This is a genomic window from Enterococcus canintestini, assembly GCF_001885735.1.
Taxonomy (GTDB): Bacteria; Bacillota; Bacilli; order Lactobacillales; family Enterococcaceae; genus Enterococcus_C; species Enterococcus_C canintestini.
This window is the reverse complement of the sequence record NZ_JXKG01000019.1, coordinates 21,401-45,090: the sequence shown is the minus strand read 5'-3', so window position 1 is coordinate 45,090 and position 23,690 is coordinate 21,401. Positions and strand designations below refer to the sequence as shown.

Annotated in this window: 22 protein-coding genes; 3 read left to right on the top strand and 19 right to left on the bottom strand. The window is 36.9% G+C overall.

What is annotated here, in order from left to right; all coding sequences use genetic code 11:
* Window positions 1-107 precede the first annotated feature (107 nt).
* From lrgB to RU96_RS10330, 11 genes are all read right to left on the bottom strand, one after another.
* Window positions 108-794: an antiholin-like protein LrgB gene (lrgB, locus tag RU96_RS10380; RefSeq protein WP_071865450.1), complete on the bottom strand. Its 687-nt coding sequence runs from the start codon at window positions 792-794 to the stop codon at window positions 108-110.
* A 1-nt stretch (window position 795) separates the two neighbouring features.
* Complete coding sequence (lrgA, locus tag RU96_RS10375; RefSeq protein ID WP_071865449.1) at window positions 796-1,215, bottom strand: antiholin-like murein hydrolase modulator LrgA; 420 nt, start codon at window positions 1,213-1,215, stop codon at window positions 796-798.
* A gap of 143 nt (window positions 1,216-1,358) precedes the next feature.
* A complete protein-coding gene (locus RU96_RS10370; protein WP_071865448.1) occupies window positions 1,359-2,084 on the bottom strand; it encodes a LytR/AlgR family response regulator transcription factor in 726 nt (241 codons plus the stop codon).
* Window positions 2,084-3,826 carry a sensor histidine kinase gene (locus RU96_RS10365; RefSeq protein ID WP_071865447.1) on the bottom strand — a complete coding sequence of 581 codons (1,743 nt, stop codon included), beginning with the start codon at window positions 3,824-3,826 and terminating at the stop codon, window positions 2,084-2,086. Before RU96_RS10365 ends, RU96_RS10370 begins: the two co-directional genes overlap by 1 nt.
* 164 nt (window positions 3,827-3,990) lie before the next feature.
* A complete protein-coding gene (glnA, locus tag RU96_RS10360; RefSeq protein WP_071865446.1) occupies window positions 3,991-5,331 on the bottom strand; it encodes a type I glutamate--ammonia ligase in 1,341 nt (446 codons plus the stop codon).
* Window positions 5,332-5,375: 44 nt separating this feature from the next.
* Window positions 5,376-5,753: a MerR family transcriptional regulator gene (locus RU96_RS10355; RefSeq protein WP_016172695.1), complete on the bottom strand. Its 378-nt coding sequence runs from the start codon at window positions 5,751-5,753 to the stop codon at window positions 5,376-5,378.
* A 172-nt stretch (window positions 5,754-5,925) separates the two neighbouring features.
* Window positions 5,926-7,182: a methionine gamma-lyase family protein gene (locus RU96_RS10350; RefSeq protein ID WP_071865445.1), complete on the bottom strand. Its 1,257-nt coding sequence runs from the start codon at window positions 7,180-7,182 to the stop codon at window positions 5,926-5,928.
* Window positions 7,166-8,410, bottom strand: coding sequence for a GTPase HflX (gene hflX / locus RU96_RS10345; RefSeq protein WP_071865444.1), 1,245 nt, complete (start codon window positions 8,408-8,410; stop codon window positions 7,166-7,168). Before hflX ends, RU96_RS10350 begins: the two co-directional genes overlap by 17 nt.
* A 1-nt stretch (window position 8,411) precedes the next feature.
* Window positions 8,412-9,335, bottom strand: a complete 924-nt coding sequence (gene miaA, locus RU96_RS10340; protein ID WP_071865443.1) for a tRNA (adenosine(37)-N6)-dimethylallyltransferase MiaA — start codon at window positions 9,333-9,335, stop codon at window positions 8,412-8,414.
* Window positions 9,336-9,343: 8 nt separating this feature from the next.
* Window positions 9,344-10,084: a glycerophosphodiester phosphodiesterase family protein gene (locus tag RU96_RS10335; protein ID WP_071865442.1), complete on the bottom strand. Its 741-nt coding sequence runs from the start codon at window positions 10,082-10,084 to the stop codon at window positions 9,344-9,346.
* Between the two features lie 269 nt (window positions 10,085-10,353).
* On the bottom strand, window positions 10,354-10,866 hold the full coding sequence (locus RU96_RS10330) for a hypothetical protein (RefSeq protein ID WP_180708256.1): 513 nt from the start codon (window positions 10,864-10,866) through the stop codon (window positions 10,354-10,356).
* Window positions 10,867-11,130: 264 nt separating this feature from the next.
* Between RU96_RS10330 and clpP the strand changes: the two genes are divergently transcribed.
* A complete protein-coding gene (gene clpP / locus RU96_RS10325; RefSeq protein WP_016172701.1) occupies window positions 11,131-11,712 on the top strand; it encodes an ATP-dependent Clp endopeptidase proteolytic subunit ClpP in 582 nt (193 codons plus the stop codon).
* Window positions 11,713-11,928: 216 nt separating this feature from the next.
* On the opposite strand, the gene RU96_RS10320 is transcribed toward clpP, so the two are convergent.
* The 4 genes from RU96_RS10320 to RU96_RS10305 form a co-directional block, all read right to left on the bottom strand.
* Window positions 11,929-12,864 (bottom strand): NADP-dependent oxidoreductase, encoded by a 936-nt coding sequence (locus tag RU96_RS10320; protein WP_071865440.1) that lies wholly within the window; start codon window positions 12,862-12,864, stop codon window positions 11,929-11,931.
* Between the two features lie 147 nt (window positions 12,865-13,011).
* Window positions 13,012-13,500 carry a gamma carbonic anhydrase family protein gene (locus RU96_RS10315; protein WP_071865439.1) on the bottom strand — a complete coding sequence of 163 codons (489 nt, stop codon included), beginning with the start codon at window positions 13,498-13,500 and terminating at the stop codon, window positions 13,012-13,014.
* 517 nt (window positions 13,501-14,017) lie between these two features.
* Complete coding sequence (locus RU96_RS10310) at window positions 14,018-15,781, bottom strand: ABC transporter ATP-binding protein (protein WP_071865438.1); 1,764 nt, start codon at window positions 15,779-15,781, stop codon at window positions 14,018-14,020.
* Window positions 15,778-17,511, bottom strand: coding sequence for an ABC transporter ATP-binding protein (locus tag RU96_RS10305; RefSeq protein ID WP_071865437.1), 1,734 nt, complete (start codon window positions 17,509-17,511; stop codon window positions 15,778-15,780). The genes RU96_RS10310 and RU96_RS10305 overlap by 4 nt, the downstream gene beginning before the upstream one ends.
* 648 nt (window positions 17,512-18,159) lie before the next feature.
* On the opposite strand from RU96_RS10305, the gene RU96_RS10300 reads away from it, so the two are divergent.
* On the top strand, window positions 18,160-18,372 hold the full coding sequence (locus RU96_RS10300; RefSeq protein ID WP_071865436.1) for a DNA-directed RNA polymerase subunit epsilon: 213 nt from the start codon (window positions 18,160-18,162) through the stop codon (window positions 18,370-18,372).
* A gap of 1 nt (window position 18,373) precedes the next feature.
* Complete coding sequence (rnjA, locus tag RU96_RS10295) at window positions 18,374-20,050, top strand: ribonuclease J1 (protein ID WP_071865435.1); 1,677 nt, start codon at window positions 18,374-18,376, stop codon at window positions 20,048-20,050.
* 574 nt (window positions 20,051-20,624) lie between these two features.
* On the opposite strand, the gene RU96_RS10290 is transcribed toward rnjA, so the two are convergent.
* The 4 genes from RU96_RS10290 to RU96_RS10275 all read right to left on the bottom strand — a co-directional run bounded on the left by RU96_RS10290 (window position 20,625) and on the right by RU96_RS10275 (window position 23,683).
* The gene (locus tag RU96_RS10290) at window positions 20,625-20,825 is read right to left on the bottom strand and encodes a cold-shock protein (protein WP_016172708.1); all 201 of its coding nucleotides are present in this window, start codon (window positions 20,823-20,825) and stop codon (window positions 20,625-20,627) included.
* 150 nt (window positions 20,826-20,975) lie between these two features.
* Window positions 20,976-21,656: a RadC family protein gene (gene radC / locus RU96_RS10285; protein ID WP_071865434.1), complete on the bottom strand. Its 681-nt coding sequence runs from the start codon at window positions 21,654-21,656 to the stop codon at window positions 20,976-20,978.
* A gap of 61 nt (window positions 21,657-21,717) precedes the next feature.
* The gene (locus RU96_RS10280) at window positions 21,718-22,374 is read right to left on the bottom strand and encodes an HAD family hydrolase (RefSeq protein WP_071865433.1); all 657 of its coding nucleotides are present in this window, start codon (window positions 22,372-22,374) and stop codon (window positions 21,718-21,720) included.
* Window positions 22,364-23,683, bottom strand: coding sequence for a bifunctional folylpolyglutamate synthase/dihydrofolate synthase (locus RU96_RS10275; RefSeq protein WP_071865432.1), 1,320 nt, complete (start codon window positions 23,681-23,683; stop codon window positions 22,364-22,366). The genes RU96_RS10280 and RU96_RS10275 overlap by 11 nt, the downstream gene beginning before the upstream one ends.
* Between the last annotated feature and the right edge of the window lie 7 nt (window positions 23,684-23,690).

The window sequence follows — 23,690 nt, the reverse complement described above, 5'->3', positions numbered from 1 at the left end:
TTGGATAAAATCACGTACGTTTATTTCGTTTTGCCAAGCTTTTCCTTTAAATCCTTGCCACGCATTTGTTTTTAACTCTGTCTTTTGCATTTGTCTTTACTCCTTTTTTAAATAATTCCCATTACACTTGCTACAATCGGAACCACTACTGCAGTTGTGATCCCAACAACGACCACTGAGATACTTGCCATCGCTGTTTCTGTTTCACCCATTTCCATACTAACCGCAACTCCTAAAGCATGTCCTGCTGCACCTAGAGCCAAACCTTTTGCAACTGGATTTTTAACCTTAAACCATTTCAATGCTACTGCCCCTAAAGCGTAAACTAAAACACCATTAAAGATGACAGAAAAAGCTGCAATTGAAGCAATCCCACCAACAGAAGTAGCCACCGGAACTGCAATCGCTGTTGTTGCGGCTTGGGGAAGAAGTGAAGCGATGAGTTGCGGATGCATTTTAATAATATAACCTGCTAAAACAACTGATGCCGCTGAAACGACAGAACCAATTGTGATTGCCACCATGATTTCCATAAAATATTTTTTTAAAATATCGCGTTTTTTGTATAAAGGTATAGCAAAAGCAATCGTTGCCGGTTCTAAAAAGAACATAATGATTTTGCCACCTTCGTTATAGTCATCATAACTAATACCAGTAACTTCTAAGATCAAAACCCCTAGAATCATCGCCACAAATAGCGGTGTGAATAAAAAGAAACCTTTACTTTTCTTAAATAAGAAAGTTCCAATGCCAAAAACAACTAGCGAGATAATAATACCAACATAAGGAGTCATATTAAGAAACCTCCTTTAAGCCTTTGTGAAGTGGTTCTTCTTTTTTTGCTTCTGTATGACGATCTTTCACACCCAGCAATAAACTTGAACCCCAACCAGTTGCTGCCATTAGCGCCAAAGTTGCAATTAAGATAACCGCGATAATTTGTATTCCAGAAGTTTTCATAATACCCAGCGAATTTACTAGTGAAATGCCAGAAGGAACAAATAAAAATGTGATGACACTTGATAAACTGTCAGCTAGACCTTCAACTTGTTCTAATTTGACAATTCCTAAACATAAAGCACCAAATAAAAGCAACATGCCTATTAAAGAAGGTGGAACTGCAATTGGTAATACTTTAGCAATGCCATTTGAAATTAACATAATGAGGGCAAATACGAAGGCTTGTTGTAAGAATGAATAAACTTTTTTTTCCATGTTTTCTCGCTCCTTTGTTTTGTTTACATGCTTAGTATACGAAAATCCGAGTTTTTGTTACCGCTTTCTTCATAACTTGCTCAATTTAACACATGAAATGCAAAAAAAGGCACTTGACTTACATCAAGTGCCGTAAAAAATGCTTATTCTAAATTTAACCGCTCTTTAAAAGCTTTTAAATAAGAGCGACTAACTGGGACTTTCTCTCCATTTTCCATTGTAACTTGTAGGGTATGGTTAAACCAAGGCTGAATTTCTTTTACTTTAGTCGCATTAATAATAAAGCTGCGATGCGTTTTAATAAAAAGCGCTGGGGGTAATTTTTGCTCAATACCACTCAATGTTCCTGTTGTATTGTAGCATTTATCATCCGTAAAAATACTGACATTGCGTTCATCTACAGAAACCATTTGAACAGTCTCTGGATTAATTAAAAAAATGCGATCGTCGCTATGAATCGGAAAAGTAGCCCATTGTTCTGTCGTTTGAACAGGATCAGATTGCTTACGGGACATTTGCTTTTCAGCCTTATTAATAATTTCCATGACTCTTTTTTCTTCAAAAGGTTTCAATAAATAATCACTTGCATTGACTTGGAAAGCTTGGAGCGCATAGTCATCATAAGCGGTCGCAAAAACCAAGTACGGGGGATCTGTAAGATTTACTAATTTTTCCGCCAGTTCAAATCCGCTTTCATCGGTTAAATGAATATCTAAAAATAAAATATCGGGTTTTTGTTCCATCATTTTACTCATAGCTTCTAAAACACCTTCAGCTTGGGTTACACTTGTAACTGCAGGATGTTGACTAACCAAATAGCTCAGCTCTTCTCTTGCTAAGGGTTCATCATCAACTAAAAGAACGTGCATTATTCCTCTCCTCCTTTAAGCTCTAATGGTAATGTAATGGTAAATATCGCCCCACCTGTTTTTTTATTTTCTGCTTTTAGTTCGCCTGTTTCGCCATATAAACTATGAAGACGCCTATTTAAGTTTTCTAATGCAGTACCTGTTCCTTTTGCTGAAACAACTGCTTGTTTGCCTAATTTAGGCAACAAGTCTGCTTTAATACCAACCCCATTATCTTCAACTTGTAAAATTAAAGCATCATTATTACTAAAAATTCTAACTTCTACATAATTGTCTTCTTTGCGATTGGCAAAAGCGTGTTTAATGGCATTTTCTACTAAAATTTGAACCGCATAAGGTGGTATGAGCGCATTCTCTAACGCATCACTTGTTTTGACATCAATTTGATACCGATTGGGAAATCGAGCTTGTTCCAGCTGTAAGTATGCCGCCAAATGTTGTAATTCTTGACTTAATAAAATTTTTGTCTGACGAGCACCGGTTAGATTTCCCCGAAAATAATTGCTTAATTGCAGTAGTAAACTGCGGGCTTGATCTGTGTCTCTTCGCATCAAAGCAGAAATGGTATTGATCGCATTAAAGAAAAAGTGGGGATTTACTTGCGCTTGTAGTGACTTAATTTCAGCATCTTTTAAAAGTCGACTTCTTTCTTCTGCTTCTCCTAATTCAATTTGGGAAGAAAAAATAGTAGCCAATCCTTCCGCTAATTCTTCTTCTACATAAGTCAATTTACTTTCATCTGTAAAATACATTTTTAAAGTTCCCACCACCTGTTCATGAGCAAAAAGCGGAATAACAATTGCCGCCGCTAAGGGGCAGTCGGGATTTTTACAACCAATTTGCTCTTTAGAGTGGGCGATTAACATCTCACCTGTTTGTAAAACTTTTTTAGAAAGCTCAGTAATTACTTCTAGCTCGGGAATATGATGATCACTGCCTGCTCCTACATGGGCTAAAATCTGATGTTTATCGGTCATACTAATGGCAGCCAGTTTGGTATAGCGTTGAATAATTTCGGCTACAGCTTGACTGGATTCTCGCTTTAAGCCAGCCCGAAAATAAGGCAGTGTTTGCGCCGCTAAATTTAAAACATCATGAGTTTGAACTGCTTTTGCTTGTTCTTCTTGCTTTAAGGTAACATTGATAATGGACATAAAAATAAACGTCCCAATCCCATTAATCATAATCATCGGTCCGGCAATCATTTTGGCTAGGTCTGTGCCACTAAAAAACGCCACAAAAATCATTTGAATAGATTCCATTAAGATGCCCACTAAAGCATAAATTAATGCCTTGTTTTGCCATTGTCTTTTGATTAAAAGAAGACGAACCAATCCAGAGATTAACCCGATTAATAAAGAAGAAAAAATATAAAAGCTTCCTTCACCGCTCCCTTGCAAAAAACGGTGCACTCCGGCAATGCCCCCAACCGTTGTACCAACACTAGGCCCACCTACTAATCCTGCCACACTAATTACTAAAGTACGAGCATTGGCAATAGAAGTATTTTCAGAAATATGGGTTAAAAAATTACTGGGTACAATTTGATTGCCGGTAATTTCAATACCAGTAAAATTTGTTAAAATTGCAAATAAACCAAACACAATAATCAAAATAACTTTAGAAGAAAGTTGCGTCCTATTTTCCAAAACGCGCTTAAAATATGTAACGTTGACCAATAAAAAAGCCAATAAAATAATTAGGCCCACGCGCTCCATCATTAAAATAAATAAATCTAACATATGTACGACCTCTTTTACTTTCCATTTTCCTAATAGTAGTAGTCAACAGGTCTAATTGTCAATTTTTATCTGAATAAAAAGCGATTTTCCTCCCTCTAATTACGACATAAATAACAAAACAAACCGCTTTAAGCCTAAGCCAAAAGCGGTCTGTTTTCCTGTTTTTAATAGAGCTCTAAATACTGCTCTCTTTCCCATTCTGAAACAGTTTGGCGGAACGAAGCCCATTCCAAACGTTTTGCTTCTACAAAGTTTTGGTAAATATGATTGCCTAGTGCATCGACCATCACTTGGTCTTTTCGTAATGCTTTAATGGCATTGTGAAGTGTTGAAGGTAAATCTTTAATTTGCGCTTCTTCTCTTTCTGCTTCATTCATGACATAAATATTACGATCAACAGCTGGTGGTGGTGTCAGCTCCCGCTCAATTCCATCAAGGCCTGCTTCTAACAACACAGCCATTGCTAAATATGGATTAGCTGAGGGATCGACAGAACGTAATTCTAAACGAGTAGATAATCCTCGTGATTCTGGCACCCGAATTAATGGAGAACGATTACGTCCTGACCAAGCCACATAAACAGGTGCTTCATAACCAGGTACTAAGCGTTTGTAAGAATTAACAATTGGGTTGCAAACTGCTGTATAAGCTCGCGCATGTTCAATCAAACCGCCTAAGAAATGATAAGCTGTCTGACTTAAGCCCATTTCTCCTGCTTTATCATAAAAAGCATTTTCTTTGCCTTTAAATAAAGACATATTGCAGTGCATTCCTGAACCATTAATCCCAAACAATGGTTTTGGCATAAAGGTCGCGTGTAGACCGTGTTTACGAGCAATTGTTTTAACAACTAATTTAAAGGTTTGGATATTATCACAAGCATCCACAACATCTGCGTATTTAAAGTCGATTTCATGTTGTCCAGGAGCTACTTCATGGTGAGAAGCTTCCACTTCAAAGCCCAAGCTTTCTAGTTCCAATACGATATCACGACGGCAGTTTTCACCTAAATCTGTCGGTGCAAAATCAAAATAACCACCGGCATCATTTAATTCTGTCGTAATTTCACCGTCTTCATCTAATTTAAATAAGAAAAATTCTGGTTCTGGTCCTAAGTTAAATGAAGTAAAGCCTAGTTGTTTCATGTGGTCCATCGCCCGTTTTAAGTTTCCCCGCGGATCACCGGCAAAAGGAGTACCATCAGGATTATAAATATCGCAGATTAACCGAGCAACTTTGCCATGTTCACTTTCCCAAGGGAAGATCATCCAAGTAGATAAATCTGGGTATAAGTACATATCACTTTCTTCGATGCGGACAAAACCTTCAATAGAAGAACCATCAAACATCATTTTATTATCTAAAACTTTTTCCAATTGACTTACTGGAACTTCAACGTTTTTGATTGTTCCCATGATGTCTGTAAACATTAGACGTAAGAAACGAACATTTTCTTCTTCGACAATACGTTTGATATCTGTTGCTGTGTAATTTACGCGCGGCATATAATCCCACCCTTAATTTTAGTTTTTTTATTTTCAAACAACGCCTACATTCGTGGACCTTGCTTAAATGGATTTTGTTGAGTTAAACCACCTTGGCTCAGTAGTTCATCATAAAAAATTTGACGTACATCTTGGTCAGTTAACGGTTTTTTATTTTTAGCAATTTTTTCTTGTTGTTTTTGCATTTCATAGGCATGTTTAATTCCCGCCATATTTAAACCCTCAGACAAGTAATCTTTGATTTCAAGCAAAATATCAATATCATTTAAAGAATACATCCGGCGGTTGCCTTCACTTCTTTCAGGATGAATCAAATCTTGTTCTTCGTAATAACGAATTTGTCGCGCAGTGAGATCAGTTAGCTTCATCACTGTCCCAATAGGAAAAACTGACATGGAGCGGCGCAACTCTTTTTCTCGCATGAAACTACTCCTTTCCGGTTGGTTTTAACTTGGCATAACTATACCAATCTCATTTTGGAAAGTCAAGGACTTATGTTAGGTTTTCTAACATAAATAATAAAAAATTTTCTGATAATAAAAAAGAACCTTGATTTAACAAGGTTCATAGCTTTTAAAAAAACTAAAATTATTTTTATTCCCCATGAAAAACAGCATTTACCGCATTTGCTACCGCAATTTTTACATGTTCATACGTTAGACCACCTTGTACATACAATGAAAACGGTTCCCGCAACGGACCATCAGCACTTAACTCAATACTTGCTCCTTGGACAAAAGTTCCCGCCGCCATAATGATATCATCTTCATACCCTGGCATATAAGCCGGTACCGGGGCCACAAAGGCATCGACTGGTGAAAAACGTTGGATTGCTTGAGCAAAGGTAATCATCGCATCTTTTTCTTTCAATTCAACTAATTGGATTAAATCTGTTCTAGGATCATCCCACTTAGGCGTTGAATCAATATGATACTCAGCCAATAAAGCAGAAGTAAATACTGCCCCTTGAATAGCTTGACTTACCACATGGGGCGCTAAGAAGAAGCCTTGCAACATATCGTAGACATTTCCTAACATCGCCCCACCTTCTGCACCCACTCCAGGTGTCGTTAGGCGATACGCACATTTTTCAATTAACTCTTTTTTACCCACCAGATAACCACCAGTTTTAGCAATCCCGCCCCCAGGATTTTTGATAAGAGAGCCTGCCATTAAATCGGCACCTATTTGAGTTGGTTCCATTAATTCCGCAAATTCTCCGTAACAATTATCGACAAAAATAGTGACATTGGGCGCAATTGTTTTAACAAAATCACACATTTCTTTAATTTTATCAATCGTAAAAGAAGGGCGACTAGCATAGCCTCGAGAGCGCTGGATTGCGACTATTTTGGTTTTTTTATTAATCTTATTTTTTACACCCTCAAAATCCACTGCACCAGTTGGTTTCAAGTCGACTTGATCATAAGAAATATTATATTCTTTTAACGAACCAATCCCATTACCTGCTAAACCAATTACCTCTAAAAGAGTGTCATAAGGTGTACCGGTGATATAAAGCAGTTCATCCCCTGGGCGCAATACGCCAAATAACGCTGTAGCAATGGCATGGGTACCAGAAACAATCTGAGGGCGGACAAGGGCTGCTTCACCGCCAAAAGTTTCCGCATAAACTGCCTCTAACGCATCTCTTCCCATGTCGTCATTTCCATAACCAGTCGAAGGTAAAAAATGGGTTTCAGAAATATTTTGCTTAGAAAAAGCACGTAAAACTTTATTTTGATTATTTAACGCAATTTGGCGCAATTCTTCTAAGCGGGGGGCAATTTTTTGCTCCACTCGTTCAATTGCAGTTACTAGCGCCGGATCAAATTCATTTGTCCAATTCATCTTCCATTCTCCTTATAATCGCAGTTTCTGGCAGGGCAAAACCTTTTACCAGATAGTTTTCTGAAGCAGGTAAAAACTCTTCATGTACAAGTAATGTGTCACTTTTTAGCTGTGCTAATAGTTTTCCTTCATTTTGCGCTAAATAGACAGTATAAGGTTCCAAATTTTCCATTAATTGTAACCGGATTGCCGCTGTTAATTCTTCTTTACTACGACTACTTTTAGCAGATATTAAAACGTTAGGAAAAAGCGTCGGCACAAAATGAGCAGTATCAATTTTGTCGGCTTTATTATAAACCGTTAAAATGGGAGTCTTATCAAAGTCTAACTCTTTCATTAAAGCCAGGACGGTTTGCTCTTGTTGACTACGATCTGGAGAACTAGCATCAACTACATGCAACAATAAATCCATTTCGCGACTTTCTTCTAAAGTAGAGTGAAAGGCATCAATCAACTGTGTCGGCAAATCTTGAATAAAGCCGACTGTGTCAGTTAAAGTTACTTCAAACCCTTCTGGCAATTTAAAGCGCTTCGTCAAAGGATCAAGTGTAGCAAAAAGCTCATCTTGTTCATAAGTCTTCGCTGCGGTTAGGACATTCATAATCGTTGATTTACCAGCATTGGTATAACCAATTAAGCCAATTTGAAAACGATTATTTTTTCTTCTTTGCCGCGTCCGTTCCCGATGAGCTGCAACCTCTTTTAATTCCCGTTTAATCGCTGTGATTTTGTTGCGAATGTGACGACGGTCTGTTTCAAGTTTGGTTTCACCAGGCCCTCTTGTTCCAATTCCCCCACCTAAACGGGATAAATATTTTCCTTGTCCAACTAAACGAGGTAATAAATATTCCAGTTGGGCTAATTCAACTTGTAATTTTCCTTCTTTGGATCGCGCTCGCAAGGCAAAAATATCTAAAATCAACTGCACGCGATCAATAACCGGCACTTCGATAAAATCAGCAATTGTTTGACTTTGGCGTGGGGTGAGTTCGTGATTAAAAATTACTAAATCAGCTTCATAGCTTGCTACTAGATTTTTTAATTCTGTTAGTTTGCCTTTACCTATAATGGTTTGACGATCAACTTGGGGGCGTTTTTGAATTAAGGAAAAACAAACCTCACCTTTAGCTGTCTTTGTTAACCCTTTTAATTCTTGCATGGACTCCCCGAAGTTTTTCCATGTCTCTTCGGTTTCCACGCCAACTAAAATCACTTTCTCCTGTTCCATACTATTCCTCCAGCCATAACTGTATTTTTTGCTGTAAGTTTTCAACCTCTTCTGGTTGCGTGATTAAATCCACCCAAGTCGTCACGTTCATCCGATTACGAAACCAAGTTAATTGGCGTTTTGCATAACGTCTTGAATCCAGTTTGATGTTTTCTTTAACTTCATCAAGAGTAATTTTTCCTTTAAAATATGGGAAAAATTCACGATAGCCAATTCCTTTAGCGGCTTGAACATCTTCATAATCTTGCAAAAGAGTGGCTTCTTTTAGGAGGCCTGTAGCAAACATCTGCTCTACTCGCTGGTTAATTCGTTCATATAATAATGCTCGTTCCGTCGTTAAACCAATCAAAAAATCATCATAAAGTTTCTGGGGTTCTTCTTTGGGCTTTGTGATACTATGCCCGGTCAACTCAAAAACCTCTAAAGCTCGAATAACTTTTCGTTCATTATTAAAGTGAATTTTTTCGCTCGCTAGTGGATCTTTTTGGGCCAACACTTGCCAGAGTGCTTTTTTCCCATGTTGCGCCGCATATTCAGTATACTTTTGGCGTAAATCCTCTCCTTTTTGACCAAAACTTTCTGTGGCGCCTAATTTATAATCATAAAGCAGTGCTTGAATATATAATCCCGTTCCCCCTACTACAATTGGTAGCTTGCCTCGGGCTGTAATATCTCTGATTTTATTTCGTGCTTCTTGTTGAAAATCTGCAGCAGAATAATTTTCAGTAAAATTACGAATATCAATTAAATAATGGGGAATTCCCTGTGCTTCTGCTGGGGTAACTTTAGCTGTTCCAATGTCTAGTTGGCGATATACTTGCAGTGAGTCACCGCTAATAATTTCACCGTTAAACTTTTTTGCCAACTGGATACTTAGCGCTGTTTTACCAACACCAGTCGGACCTGCGATAACTAATACTTTCATACTTTTCCTCATTTACTTCGTTGTGCATTTCGAACATACTGCTGTACTTTTTCTGGATAGTTCGTAATAATGCCGGTCGTCTTTAACGCAACACACTTTTTCACTAGTGGTTCTTCATCAATAGTCCAAGGTCGAATCGCAAGGGGGAGATCAGCTAAACTGGCCTCATTTTTTAATACCCAATCCATTTTTGGGTGAATTCCCTCAATGTAAGGACGATCTAGGGCTTCTATCACTTTTTTATTGCTCGTACTTAAGATTAAATCAAGCTGTGTTTTGGGTTCTAATTTATGGATAATATCTAGTGATTTGATATTAAAGCTACAATACCAATGAGAAAATGGCCATGTTTGACTGGTCATTAACGCAGCTGTCTTCATTTCAATTTCTGGATAATGGTAGTGATCCGTTTTTAATTCAATCGTCAAAACACCACGAAAATTACGCATCACTAATAAGTCCAATACTTCTTTTAAAGTTGGGACTTTTGTATTTTGATAGGCAGGAGAAAACCAGCTACCGGCATTCAATTTTTTTATTTCCGCGAGTGTCTTTTCCCGAATTAAGCCTTTACCATTGGTGGTACGTTCGACATCTTCATCATGCATGACAATTAGCTGACCATCTTTTGATAGATGAACATCTAATTCAATCACATCACTATCTACTCGAACTGCTTCGGCAAAAGAAGGCAGCGTATTTTCCGGCCGACTGCCACTGGCACCGCGATGGGCTACAATTTGTGTCATCACGTCGCCTCCTTATCATTTTTTACTTACTATTAATTGTACCACTTCTACGCTATTTTATTAACTTTACAAATTGGCCTTGTTGAACTTTCATATATTAGTAGACGATAAAATTAGGAATAAAATTTCTTTTTATTATTTGTAAGAAAAGGACTTTTACCTGCAATCAAAAAGCTTTCAATTTCTTAGCTAAAATTAAAAATTGCCGATGCTAAAAGTAAAAAAGGATAGAAAAAGCCACAAGTTAGCTTTTTTCTATCCTTTTAAAGTTATGCACTAAAATAAGTTAATGTATTGTCTGATAGACGTTTTAATTCAGTTTTTCTTTCATTGATCAGTTGGGTTAAATCATCTGAAAAATGTTCCATAATGACCCGACCGCCTTTATAAGCGTAACCACCGACTTTGATCGTTTCATCAGGAGACAAGATAACTTTACGCTGTGCAATTTTTTTGAAAAATTCTTCTAAAATATAATTAGGCAAATAAAAATTGTTTTGTGCGGCAAAAGATTGCAAATACGCATAGTCATCAATTGTAATATAACAATCGTCAAAAGCATCAAAGCTGACATACTCTTCCATTAAGACACTACGCTTTTGTAAAATCTCATTAATTTTTTTATTTAGTTGATTCAACGTTTCGATTTCTTTCACCTTAAGCTCTAAGGCACGCCGCTTTTGTTCTTTTCTTTCGTCATAACGAATCCGTAAGTTAAACGCAATCGTGACAATTAACGCGCCGACAATAACACCTAAGAAACCTGCTACTGCTACTGCTATCATACTTTTCCTCCCAATTAGCTTTATCTCTGTCCTTTATTTTAGCATATCTTCTCTTTGTTTCGCATTTTAATTCTTTTAGCAGGTAAGCACTCCGTTATTTCTGCTTTTTCTTTTACTTTGATTTTTTCAATCTGCCAGTGTTTTTCATTTGACCTATTTTGACCTATTGGGTATACTTCTTTTTAGAGGTTATCGCTTAAATGTGCTAAACTTGAGACGTACCATAATTACGTCGATTTGATTAAAGGAGGACTTTACATTATGAATTTAATTCCAACAGTCATTGAACAATCATCCCGCGGCGAAAGAGCGTATGACATCTACTCACGTTTATTAAAAGACCGCATTATTATGCTAAGCGGTCAAGTTACAGACGACTTAGCAAACTCAATTATCGCCCAATTACTATTTTTGGACGCACAAGATTCTGAAAAAGATATCTACGTATACATCAATTCACCAGGTGGTAGTGTAACTGCCGGCATGGCGATTTACGATACAATGAACTTTGTCAAAGCAGATGTTCAAACTATTGTAATGGGGATGGCTGCTTCAATGGGTTCATTCTTATTAACAGCTGGTGCCAAAGGTAAACGTTTTGCCTTACCAAATGCTGAAATCATGATTCACCAACCATTAGGTGGCGCACAAGGTCAAGCAACTGAAATTGAAATTGCTGCCCGTCACATTTTACAAACTCGTGATCGTTTGAACCATATTTTAGCTGAACGTACTGGTCAACCACTAGAAGTGATTGAAAAAGATACGGATCGTGATAACTTCATGACCGCTGAAGAAGCAAAAGCTTACGGCTTAATCGATGAAATCATGGTCACAAAATAATTAACACAAAAAAGAATTGGGCACTATGCCCAATTCTTTTTTTATACCAGAAATTAGATAATTTCTTAGAAGAAATAAAACTGACAAACTAAAGATGATTAATGGAACTTCATCAGTAAGCACTTAATGTCACAAAGTTAAAATCTCGCTAAATTAAAACGCAATTTAGCAAGATTTTAGCCTCTAACTTAAAAATCAAACAGGTCTGTTTTATTTTTATTTGGCAATGACAATTTTTCCTGCTGTCGGATGACCAGCAATTTTTTCATGGGCTTCAATCACACTACTTAATTGAAAAGGTAATATTTCTGCGATGTTGATAGTCAAATTGCCAGCAGCATATGCGTGCAATAAATAGTCAAAAGCCACATGATCTAAATATTCTTTTTGAGGTGCAAAACTTAAATAGGTTCCGTCTTTTCGTTTCTCTTCTGTCGGCAAGTCATTTAAAGCTACGTACGTTCCACCAGGTTTTAAAATGGCTAGTCCGGCTTCACTACTTCTACTGCCCTTTGTCGCATCAATGACCACATCGGCTTGTTCAGAAAATACTGCACCAGGGTTTTCAGTATCATAAGCAACAAATTCATCTGCGCCAAAAGCACGGACTTTGTCTTCATTTACTTTTCTAGCACTTGCCAGCACAAAATTACCGTTTTGATGTAACAATTGTACCAATATAGAGCCAACGCCGCCAGAAGCACCTAATACCATCACTTTTTGTTTTGATTTAACTTTTAACAATTGGAACAACAAATTATAAGCGGTAATACCAGTGGTCACCATTCCAGCAGCTTCTGCAAAACTCATTTGATCAGGAATTTTAGCGGCTTTTTTATTAGGCAAAACAACTTCTTCCCCATACGTGCCACTAATTGGGTGAATCACCACTCGATCGCCCACTGAAAAATCAGTTTCCTCGGCGAAAACTTCTGTGACAATCCCTGCCGCATCATTTCCGAGTACATAAGGGAATGTTAAACTGCGAAATTCTTGCTGCGCACCACTGCGTAATGAAATATCATACGGATTAATTGCAAATGCTTTTATTGCCACCCGAATATGACCTGCTGTCAGTTCCCTTGGGTTGGCGGTAATAGTTTCAAATACAGCTTCTGGTTTTCCGTAACCCTTTATTGCAAAGCGTTCCATTAAAATCCCTCCTCATTTCTTTTCGTATCTAAAGTGTAGCGAGGAAACAAAAAAAGCGCAAAGATTTGCGCTTTTTTATGAGAACTCAGGAGCAACATTTTTGAATGCCCTGCCAATTTAATCCTAGTCTTTTCTTTGTTCTCTCTTTTAATTTTTTATGGCCGGATACTTTCCTGCCATAAACTCTTCTCCTAGTTGGCAATAATGCTGAATATTGGCTTTGTTTTTGGCGATTTCTGCCGGCGTTAAAGAGCGTATGACTTTAGCAGGACGTCCAAAAGCTAAAACATTGGGGGGAATAATTGTCCCTTGGGTTACTAGAGAACCAGCACCAATTAAACTATTTTCACCAATTACAGCATGGTTTAAAATAATAGAACTCATTCCAATTAACGCTCCTTGTTCCACTTTACAACCATGTAACATACACTGATGTCCAACAGTCACGTCATTGGCAATTTCTGTTGGCGCATCATAATCAACATGAATAATTGTGCCATCTTGGATATTGGTCCGCGCACCGATTTTCACAAAATTACTATCCCCACGAATAACACTATTAAACCAGACTGTCGCATCTTTTCCTAACGTTACATCTCCTACTACCACTGCATTTTCTGCGATAAAATTTTTCATTTTTTCTTGTCGCCTTCTCCCAGAATTTCTTTTAGTAGCGCCATTATAACACATCAAAAAAAACATAATAAACATAGTCAGCTCTCAAGCAATAAGATGGAATTTTAATAAATTGCTTTTCAAATTTCTTCAAATTTCAGCTTATTGCCGTAGAGAGTTCGTTCATTATACTGGATCAATGAAAAGCTATATGAACGCGTTCAGCTCTCAAGTAATAAGATGGAATTTTAATAAATTGCTTTCCAAATTTCTTCAAATTTCAACTTATTACCGTAGAGAGTTCGTTCATTATACTGGATCAATGAAAAGCTATATGAACGCGTTTAACTCTCAAGTAATAAGATGGAATTTTAATAAATTGCTTTCCAAATTTCTTCAAATTTCAACTTATTACCGTAGAGAGTTCGTTCATTTTGCTGGATCAAACAAAAAGCTACAAGCAACAAGTTAAGCTTTGGAAAATTATATAATTCCTTTCTATAAAAAAACTGGAGTGCAAAAGAGCACTCCAGCTTTTTTAATCGTAATCGCCATCTTCGGCAAATTGGCTTTGATAAAGTTTACTGTAAAAGCCACCTTCAGCTAGTAAACTTTCGTGGGTCCCTTTTTCAATAATGGCGCCTTGATTCATCACCAAAATCAAATCGGCTTCCCGAATAGTAGAGAGCCGGTGTGCAATAACAAAACTAGTACGACCTTGCATTACTTTATCCATCGCTTTTTGAATCAATGCTTCTAAGCGGGTATCAACGGAACTCGTCGCTTCATCTAAAATCAGAATTTTAGGATCTGATATAACAGCCCGCGCAATCGTTAATAATTGTTTTTGTCCTAACGAAACATTATTACCTTCAGCATTGATCATCATTTCATAGCCATCTGGCATCGTACGAATAAAATGATCAACGTTGGCAGTTTTGGCAGCATCCACCACTTCATAATCAGTCGCATCTAACTTACCAAAGCGGATATTTTCACCAATCGTATCTTCATAAAGCCATGCGTCTTGTAAAACCATCCCAAAAACAGAGCGAACATCACTGCGTTTCATTTTTTTAGTATCAATGCCATCAATTTTAATTGCGCCGGCATCTACATCGTAAAAACGCATCAACAAATTGATTAAAGTAGTTTTACCAGCTCCCGTTGGTCCTACAATTGCCACTGTTTGCCCAGCTTTTACACTAAAATTCAAATCTTTAATTAAAGGTTTAGTTGGTGTATAACTAAAAGAAACATGCTCAAAGTCAACGTTGCCTGCAACAACAGCCGGTAGTGCTACATCTGTTTTATTTAAAACTTCTTCTGTTTCATCTAAAATTTCAAAAACCCGTTTAGAAGCAGCTGACGCACTTTGTAAGACAGAAGAAAGTTGGGTAATGTTTCCTAAGGGTTGACTAATTTGCCAAATATATTGAATAAAGGCTTGTAATTGTCCAACTACAATGACGCCACCAATCACATAGTAACTACCCAAAATCGCCATTACGATATACGTAAGATAAGCCGTTAAAGACACCAAAGGCATCATTAAGCCGGAAATAAAAGTGGCACGAAAACCGTAATGTTTTAACTTATGGTTAACAGCTTTAAAGCCGTCAATCGTCTGCGCTTCTCGTCCATAAACTTTCAAAACGCTAAAGCCTGTCATATTTTCTTGAACGTAGCCATTTAATTCTCCTAGTGCATTTTGCATTCCTTGAAAATATTTTTGCGAAATTTTTACAATCCCGCGAGAAATTAAAAAGGAAGCCGGAATCATAATAATAGATAACAATGCCATATAAATATTAATATAAAACATCATTGCCAATGCCATAATAATTCCCAGAACCGCATTTACAATCCCAATTAAGGCTTGTTGCATCGCACCACTTACCGCATCCACATCATTGGTTACCCGAGATAAAATATTCCCTTGCTGATTTTTATCAAAATAAGCAACTGGTAGCCGATTGATTTTTTCATCAATATCTTGGCGCAAGTCATACATTGCACTTTGCACGACATTAGTAATTAAAAGACCAGAACATAATTGTGCCACACAATAACCTACACCAACTGCAGTAATCCAAACTAAACATTTTAAGACATAATCAAAGTTAATTTTTTCTCCATTGGCAATATTTTTTGCGACTTCTGTCGTAGGTAATCCAGCCACGTAAGGCATCGCTGCGTTTAATGCCACCGTTAAAACTACAAAAAATAAAACGAGAAAGACTGTAATTTTATATGGATTCAAATACCGTGCCAATCGTTTTAAAGAAGAGAATGATTTCATTGCGCCAATTCCTCCTCTGATAACTGAGAAGCTGCAATGTCATAATAGACCGTACAATTCTTCAGTAATTCTTGATGGGTTCCCATGCCAACCACATTGCCTTCATCTAAGACAATGATTTTATCAGCATGCATAATCGTTCCAACCCTTTGTGCGACAATTAAAACTGTCGCTTCTGTCGTTTCTTTTTTCAAGCGCGCCCGCAATTTAGCATCTGTTTGATAATCTAATGCGGAAAAACTATCGTCAAATATATAAATTTCCGGATTACGAATAATCGCACGAGCAATCGCTAAACGTTGTTTTTGTCCACCAGAAAAGTTCGTTCCCCCTTCTGATAAAAGAGCGTCAAATCCTTTAGGTGTTTGACTAATAAAATCTGCGGCCTGAGCAATATCAACGGCCCGCTGCATTTCAGCTTGTGTTGCGTCTTCTTTACCATAGCGTAAGTTTTCAGCAATCGTACCGGTAAAAAGGAGCGCTTTTTGTGGAATATAACCAATTTTTTCCCGTAAACTCTTTAAGCGGTAGTCTTTGACGTTAACGCCATCGATTAAAACTTCGCCTTCGCTTACATCATAAAAACGCGGAATCAGCTGAATCAATGTCGACTTACCTGAGCCAGTACTTCCGATAAACGCCACAGTTTCACCTGGTCTGGCAGTAAAACTAACATTTCGAATAATTGGACTTTCCGAATGTCCCGGATAAGCAAAGGTCACATTTTTAAATTCTACATATCCTTTAGTTGCAGTTTCTGTCACACCGTCTGCTTTTTCTACAATTTCAGAAGTCGCATCCAACGCTTCTTGAATTCGTCTTGCTGATACGGCTGCTCTTGGGTACATCATAAAGACTGAGGCAAAGAGCATGAAAGAAAATAAAGCGTGGAAAATATATTCGATAAAGGCGATCAAATCCCCAATTTGTAAGCTACCTTGATCGATTTTAATCGTCCCATTCCAAATAATTAAAACCATGACAATATTAAAAAGAAAGAAAAATCCCGGTTGTGCCACTGCCATTAAGCGAAATAAACTTTTTGAACTAGAAGCATAGGCTTTGTTCACTTTTTCAAAACGTTTTTCTTCAAATTTCTCATTCACAAAAGCCCGAATTACCCGTAAACCTGACAAATTTTCCCGTAAAATAGCATTAATTTTATCCAAATTCTTTTGTTGCTTCGTCGATAATGGATCTGAAAATTTGGCAATCGCTACAACTGCCAATAATAAAACCGGCAAAGCAGCCAAAACGTACCAACTTAAAGAAGGGCTAGTCCGAAAAATCATGTATAAACTGACGATAAACATCATCGGTGTCATAAAGCCAGTCCGCAAAATATTTTGCATAAACAACATAATTTGATAAGCGTCATTTGTTACCCGCGTAATTAAAGATGACACACCAATTTGTTCATATTCATAATGAGAATATCCTTGAGTTTTAGCAAACAAATCATCACGAATATCAGCTGTAATATTGGTGGTGATACGGGTGGTAAAATATCCCAACAAGATATTCATCGCAACCCCTAAAATTGTAATGATAACCATTAAAATCCCTAACTGTTGGACTTGACTAAAACTTTTTGCTGGGATGGCTGAATCGATCATGCGGGCCAAAATCGTTGGCAAACCCAGTTCAATGATGATGAAACCAAAAACACAGATGAAATCAAAAAGTAAAAGTTTTTTGTAGCGCATTGTATAATGCCACATCAATTTCATATTTTTTCCTCCTCTATAAAAATAAAGACAGGCAGCGCCTGTGAACGCGTAAAATTGACGGAACTGTTTTCAAAAGAAAAATGGCACCTCAATACTAGCTTGAAGTGAGCCATGTGTACCAAATTTTCGCATTATCTTCACTATAACACAGTATTTTTTCTAATTGTAGCCAAATTCACCAGAAAATTTAAGGATATTTATTTCTTATTAATAAGAAATGAAAAGTTACAAAATCGGCTTATGTAAGCTTTTTTACCTAAAACACTCCCAGAAATAGCTAGTTTTTAAGAGAAATAAAAAATTTTTTTGTAATCCTTTTACCCCTTTGCCTTTTCTATACTTATTGAAAAATCTATGCTAAAATATCATTAATTGGGCGCTAATACGCCAAAGGAACGGTTGAATTGAAACACAAGCGGAAAGTAAAGACGAGACTTTCTCTTTTTAAAAATCTTTGTGATTTTTAAAAAGCATCCACAATTTGGCGGAGATTTTACGTATTGCCAAAATTATTTTTGTAATCTTAAGTTGCAAAAATAATTTAGCAAGAAGTGCCTCCCCTATTTTTTGAATGCCTTAATTCTCGTACTTGTCATCTTTAGATGTCATTTTTATACCGTTTAATTAACTAATAAAGGAGTTATACAGATGATTTACAAAGTTTATTATCAAGAAACAAAAGTTCGCAATCCAAAAAGAGAACAAACACAAGCAATTTACGTGGAGGCAGCCGATGAAGTCACTGCTCGTGCGTTAGTTGAAGAACACACCCCATACAATATTGAATTCATTCAAGGTTTAGATGACAGCCATCTAGCTTATGAAAAAGAAAATACTGACTTCAAATTGACGGAGTTTTAAAATGAAAGTCTCTTTGAAGAACAACGAAACTGGCGTCTTTGGGATCGGTGGTCTTGGTGAGATTGGAAAAAACTGTTATGGGGTACAATTTCAAGATGAAATCATCATTATTGATGCGGGGATTAAATTCCCTGAAGATGAATTGCTTGGAATTGACTATGTCATTTCCGATTATAGTTACATTGTGCAAAACTTACAAAAAGTAAAAGCCCTTGTAATTACTCACGGTCACGAAGACCACATTGGGGGAATTCCCTACCTATTACGTCAAGCAAATATTCCAATTTATGCAGGACCATTAGCCCTTGCACTTATTACAAATAAATTGGACGAACATGGTTTATTACGTGATGCACAATTACACGAAATTAATGAAGACACGATTATCCGTTTCCGAAAAACTTCGGTCAGTTTTTTCCGTACTACTCACAGTATCCCAGATGCATTAGGGATTGTAGTTAAGACACCTTCTGGAAACATCGTTCAAACCGGTGATTTTAAATTTGATTTTACACCAGTAGGCGAACCTGCTAATTTACACAAAATGGCACGGATCGGTGAAGAAGGCGTATTGTGTCTATTATCAGACAGTACCAACGCTGAAATCCCCACGTTTACAAAATCCGAAAAAATTATCGGAACTTCCATTCTGAAAATCTTTGAAAAAATTGAAGGTCGTATTATTTTCGCCTCCTTTGCTTCTAATATTTTCAGATTACAACAAGCAGCTGATGCCGCTGTTGCCACTGGACGCAAAATTGCAGTTTTCGGTCGTAGTATGGAAAATGCGATGATTAACGGCCAAAAATTGGGCTATATCAAAGTTCCAGACGGCACCTTTATTGATGCGCATGAAGTCAATCGCTTACCAGCTAATGAAGTTTTGATTTTATGTACTGGCTCTCAAGGTGAACCAATGGCAGCGTTAAGTCGCATTGCCAACGGAACTCACCGTCAAATTCAAATTCAACCAGACGATACCGTGATCTTTTCTAGCTCACCAATTCCTGGAAATACAACTAGTGTCAACCATTTAATTAACTTATTAATGGAAGCCGGCGCTGAAGTTATTCACGGCAAAATAAACAACATTCATACTTCTGGTCACGGTGGCCAAGAAGAACAAAAATTAATGTTGCGTTTGATGAAGCCTAAATATTTTATGCCAATTCATGGGGAATATCGGATGTTAAAAATCCATACACAATTAGCCCAAGATACAGGTGTGCCAAAAGAAAATTGCTTCTTGATGGAAAATGGCGATATGTTAGCCTTAACAGCTGACAGTGCCCGCATTTGTGGTCATTTTAATGCCGGTGATGTTTATGTCGACGGTAGTGGTATTGGTGATATCGGCAATGTCGTTTTACGAGATCGTCATATTTTATCAGAAGAAGGTTTGGTTTTAGCTGTGGCAACAGTCGATATTGCTAAAAAAGAAATTTTGGCTGGTCCTGATATTTTGTCCCGCGGTTTTGTCTATATGCGTGAATCTGGGGAAATGATTAATGAAGGACAGACATTACTGTTTAAAGCCTTGAGAGAAGCAATGAACCAACCAGATTGTAACGAATTCAAGTTACGAGAAGCGATGTCTAATGCATTGCAACCTTATCTATTTGAAAAAACGGAGCGTCACCCAATGATTTTATCAATGATTATGACTCCGGAAAAGTAAAGTAACGACTACGGCATAGTTTAATAAAGTAACACGCACATCCCTAAGACGATAGTAAAGTACACTGATTTTCTTCTTTCTATCGTTTTGGGGTATTTTTGTACGATAAAATTGACTAAAAAACCTAAGAGAAATCCCTTAGCTCTTAATTCTTTGTTTTCTCAGCTTACACCTTTTCAAAAATCATTTAATTTCTAAAAAAAATAGGTGATGACAAAAATTGTCATCACCTATTCTTGCGAATAAACGGCGTTTCATAAGTAACAGCTTTTAAAAATAAACCAGAAAAGCGCAAATTATCAATAGGTGATGACAAAAATTGTCATCACCTATTCTTGCGAATAAACGGCGTTTCATAAGTAACAGCTTTTAAAAATAAACCAGAAAAGCGCAAATTATCAATAGGTGATGACAAAAATTGTCATCACCTATTCTTGCGAATAAACGGCGTTTCATAAGTAACAGCTTTTAAAAATAAACCAGAAAAGCGCAAATTATCAAAAGATAAATTTCAATTCTCCAATATTTTAACTGTATACTTTTGTTACGACTTAAAAGTACCTATTTAAAATGTTTAGGCTTTTTCTACGTTAGTCGCTTGAGGTCCGCGGTCTGATTCTTCAACGTCGAAAGTCACAGCTTGACCTTCTTCTAAAGTTTTAAAACCGTCGCCTTGGATTGCTGAGAAATGTACGAATACATCGCTGCCGTCTTCACGTGAAATGAAGCCAAAACCTTTTTCTGCGTTAAACCATTTTACTGTACCATGTTCCATGGGTGAAAACCTCCTTGTGCTTTGCACAGATTATATGTAACATTGTTGGCAAAGAATAGAGGTGACCCAAATGTTTCAACTTCTATCGCTAAACCGCTAAACAAAATTACACTAATATTTTACACTTGCCTGATTTTTTTTGCAAGTCTGCTAATTCCACAAACCTTCTTCTCTTAGGCTAATGTATTCGCTACCGCCAATAACTAAATGATCGAGTAATTCAATTCCCATGAGGTCACCACATTCTCTTAAACGTTTGGTAAAAGCGATATCATTATAAGACGGCGTAGGACTACCAGAAGGATGATTGTGACAAATGACAATACGAGCTGCGGCGACTTTGACTGCTGTTTTAAAAATTTCTCTTGGATGCGCAATCGATTGATTTAAAGAACCAATAAAAATAGTTCGTTTTTGAATAATTTGATTTTTCGTATTTAAATAAATACAGAGTAAATGTTCTTGTTCATAATCTCGCATCTCTTCAGCTAACATACAGCCCAACTCATAACTAGAAGAAACATGTCCGATTTTTAATTTACTCGACTTATGAATTCTTTGCCCCAACTCAATCATTGCTAAAAGTTCAATCGCTTTTACTTCACCAATGCCACTAATTAACATAAACTCTTGTAATTCCGCACTCTTTAGTTGATGCAAATCATCCCCAAAAAAGTTTAAAATTTCTGTCGCTAATTCAAGGGCGGGTACTTTTTTAGATCCCGTCCGTAAAATAATAGCTAATAACTCCTGATCAGATAGTGCACTAGCTCCTTTTTGTTTTAGACGTTCTCTTGGACGACTATTTAATGGTAATGTTTTTACATTCATAAAAAAAACTCCTTTGCATTCTTTTTATGAATGTACGCAAAAGAGTCGAAAAATATTTTATTTATATTAAAAATTTTTTTACTTCATGTAAAGAAGACACAACTGCCACTGTTTTATTTTTTAAATCTTGGTCTGGTGGTAATAAATCTGGAACCATAATTACTGGAATCTCAGCCTGATGAGCTGCTAAAACACCATTTTGCGAGTCTTCTAAAACGAGCGTTTCTTCCTTTTTTGTCCCTAAAAGATTTTGCGCTGCTAAAAAAATGGCAGGATCGGGTTTGGCCCGAGGAACATCTTCTGCTGAGACAATCGTTGGAAAATAACGGGTCAATTCGGCTTTTTCTAACAGCTCATCAATTACTGGCCGTTGGTTACTAGAGGCAATCACCCATTTTAACTTATTTTCTGCTAAATAGCTTAAAAGCTCCATCACACCTGGCTTCAAAGTTGCCTGACCGTCGGCAAATAATCGTCTGGTATTTTCATAAGCCATTTCAATAAAAGCTGTTACGGTTGTTGCGCCAAATTCTTCATCAAATAATTCATGATACTTTTCAATCACTTCTTCATCAGAAATACCTAATAAATTTAAATACAGTTCTTTATCATAAGGAAAACCAAAAGTAGTAGCTGCCGCTTTGGCACCGGCATAATAAAGCTGCTCGGTATCAAAAATCAAACCATCCATATCAAAGATAACACCTTTAACTTTCATGTGGACCTCCCATTTCCAGTAGTAGCTTGCGCACTTCTGCGACAAAATACAATGAGCCTGTAACAAGTAGCATAGATTCATCATCCATCTTCTCTAAAATTTCAGCTAAGCCAAATTGCCATAAAGAAACGATTGAAACACGTTTTTCATCTACATTCACAAAATTATCATTTAATTTAATCGCCCGTGGATAGTCAAATGTCGTCAAATAAATATGACTATTTTTTAATTTTAGTAATTCATGTAGCATTTCAGAAACATTTTTGGTTTCTAAAGCGGAAAATAAGATGTGCAATTTGCGATTACTAAACTCATTTTGAAGTGATGCTACTAAACGTTTCATCGCATGGGTATTATGCGCCCCATCTAAAATAATCAAAGGCTCTGTGCTAAGACGTTCCATCCGCGCTGGCCAAAATGTTTGCTGTAAGGCCTTTTTAATTTCTTTTGCCTGCCAATTAATCTTATTTTGCTCACAATATAATTGAAATAATTGAATAGCAACACCGGCATTTTCAGGTTGGTGTTGCCCAATCAAAGCCGTTTTTAAGTGTTTTAACTTCCCATTTTGATTACTAAAATCAAACCACTCTCCCCAATTATCATCTGGGTGTAAATAATCTACTTGATATTCATAACCAAAACGATAAATTGGTGCATTTTGCTTATCTGCGGTTTGCATGATAACCCCTAATGCATTTTCTGGAATATTTCCTGTTACAACAGGAATATTTTTTTTAATAATCCCCGCTTTTTGCCCAGCAATTAATTCTAATGTTTCCCCTAAAATTTCGGTATGATCATAACCAATTGTCGTAATAGCGGTGAGCATTGGTTCTACTACATTAGTAGAATCGAGTAAGCCACCTAAGCCAACTTCAATAATCGCAACATCAACTTTACCTACAAAGTAATCAAAAGCAAGTGCTGTTAGCAATTCAAATTCTGTGATACCACTAACTGCCTCTTGTTGATCCAATTTTTCAACTAGAGGTTGATACTTATTTACTAACGTTACCAGTTCTTCATCGGTAATAAATTTGCCATCAATGGCAATCCGTTCGTGGAAACTTTCAATATAAGGTGAAGTGAAAGTTCCAACCACAATTCCCGCTGTTTGTAACATTTCCTTCAAATAACTAATTGTTGATCCCTTACCATTTGTGCCAGCAATATGAATCGTGGGAACTTTTTTTTCAGGATGATCAACTAAATCTAATAACGCATTAACCCGCTGTAAACCAGGTCTTGAACCAAAAGGCTTACGGCTGTGAATCCACTCAATTGCTTTACTTCCGCTTTCTACCATATCTTTT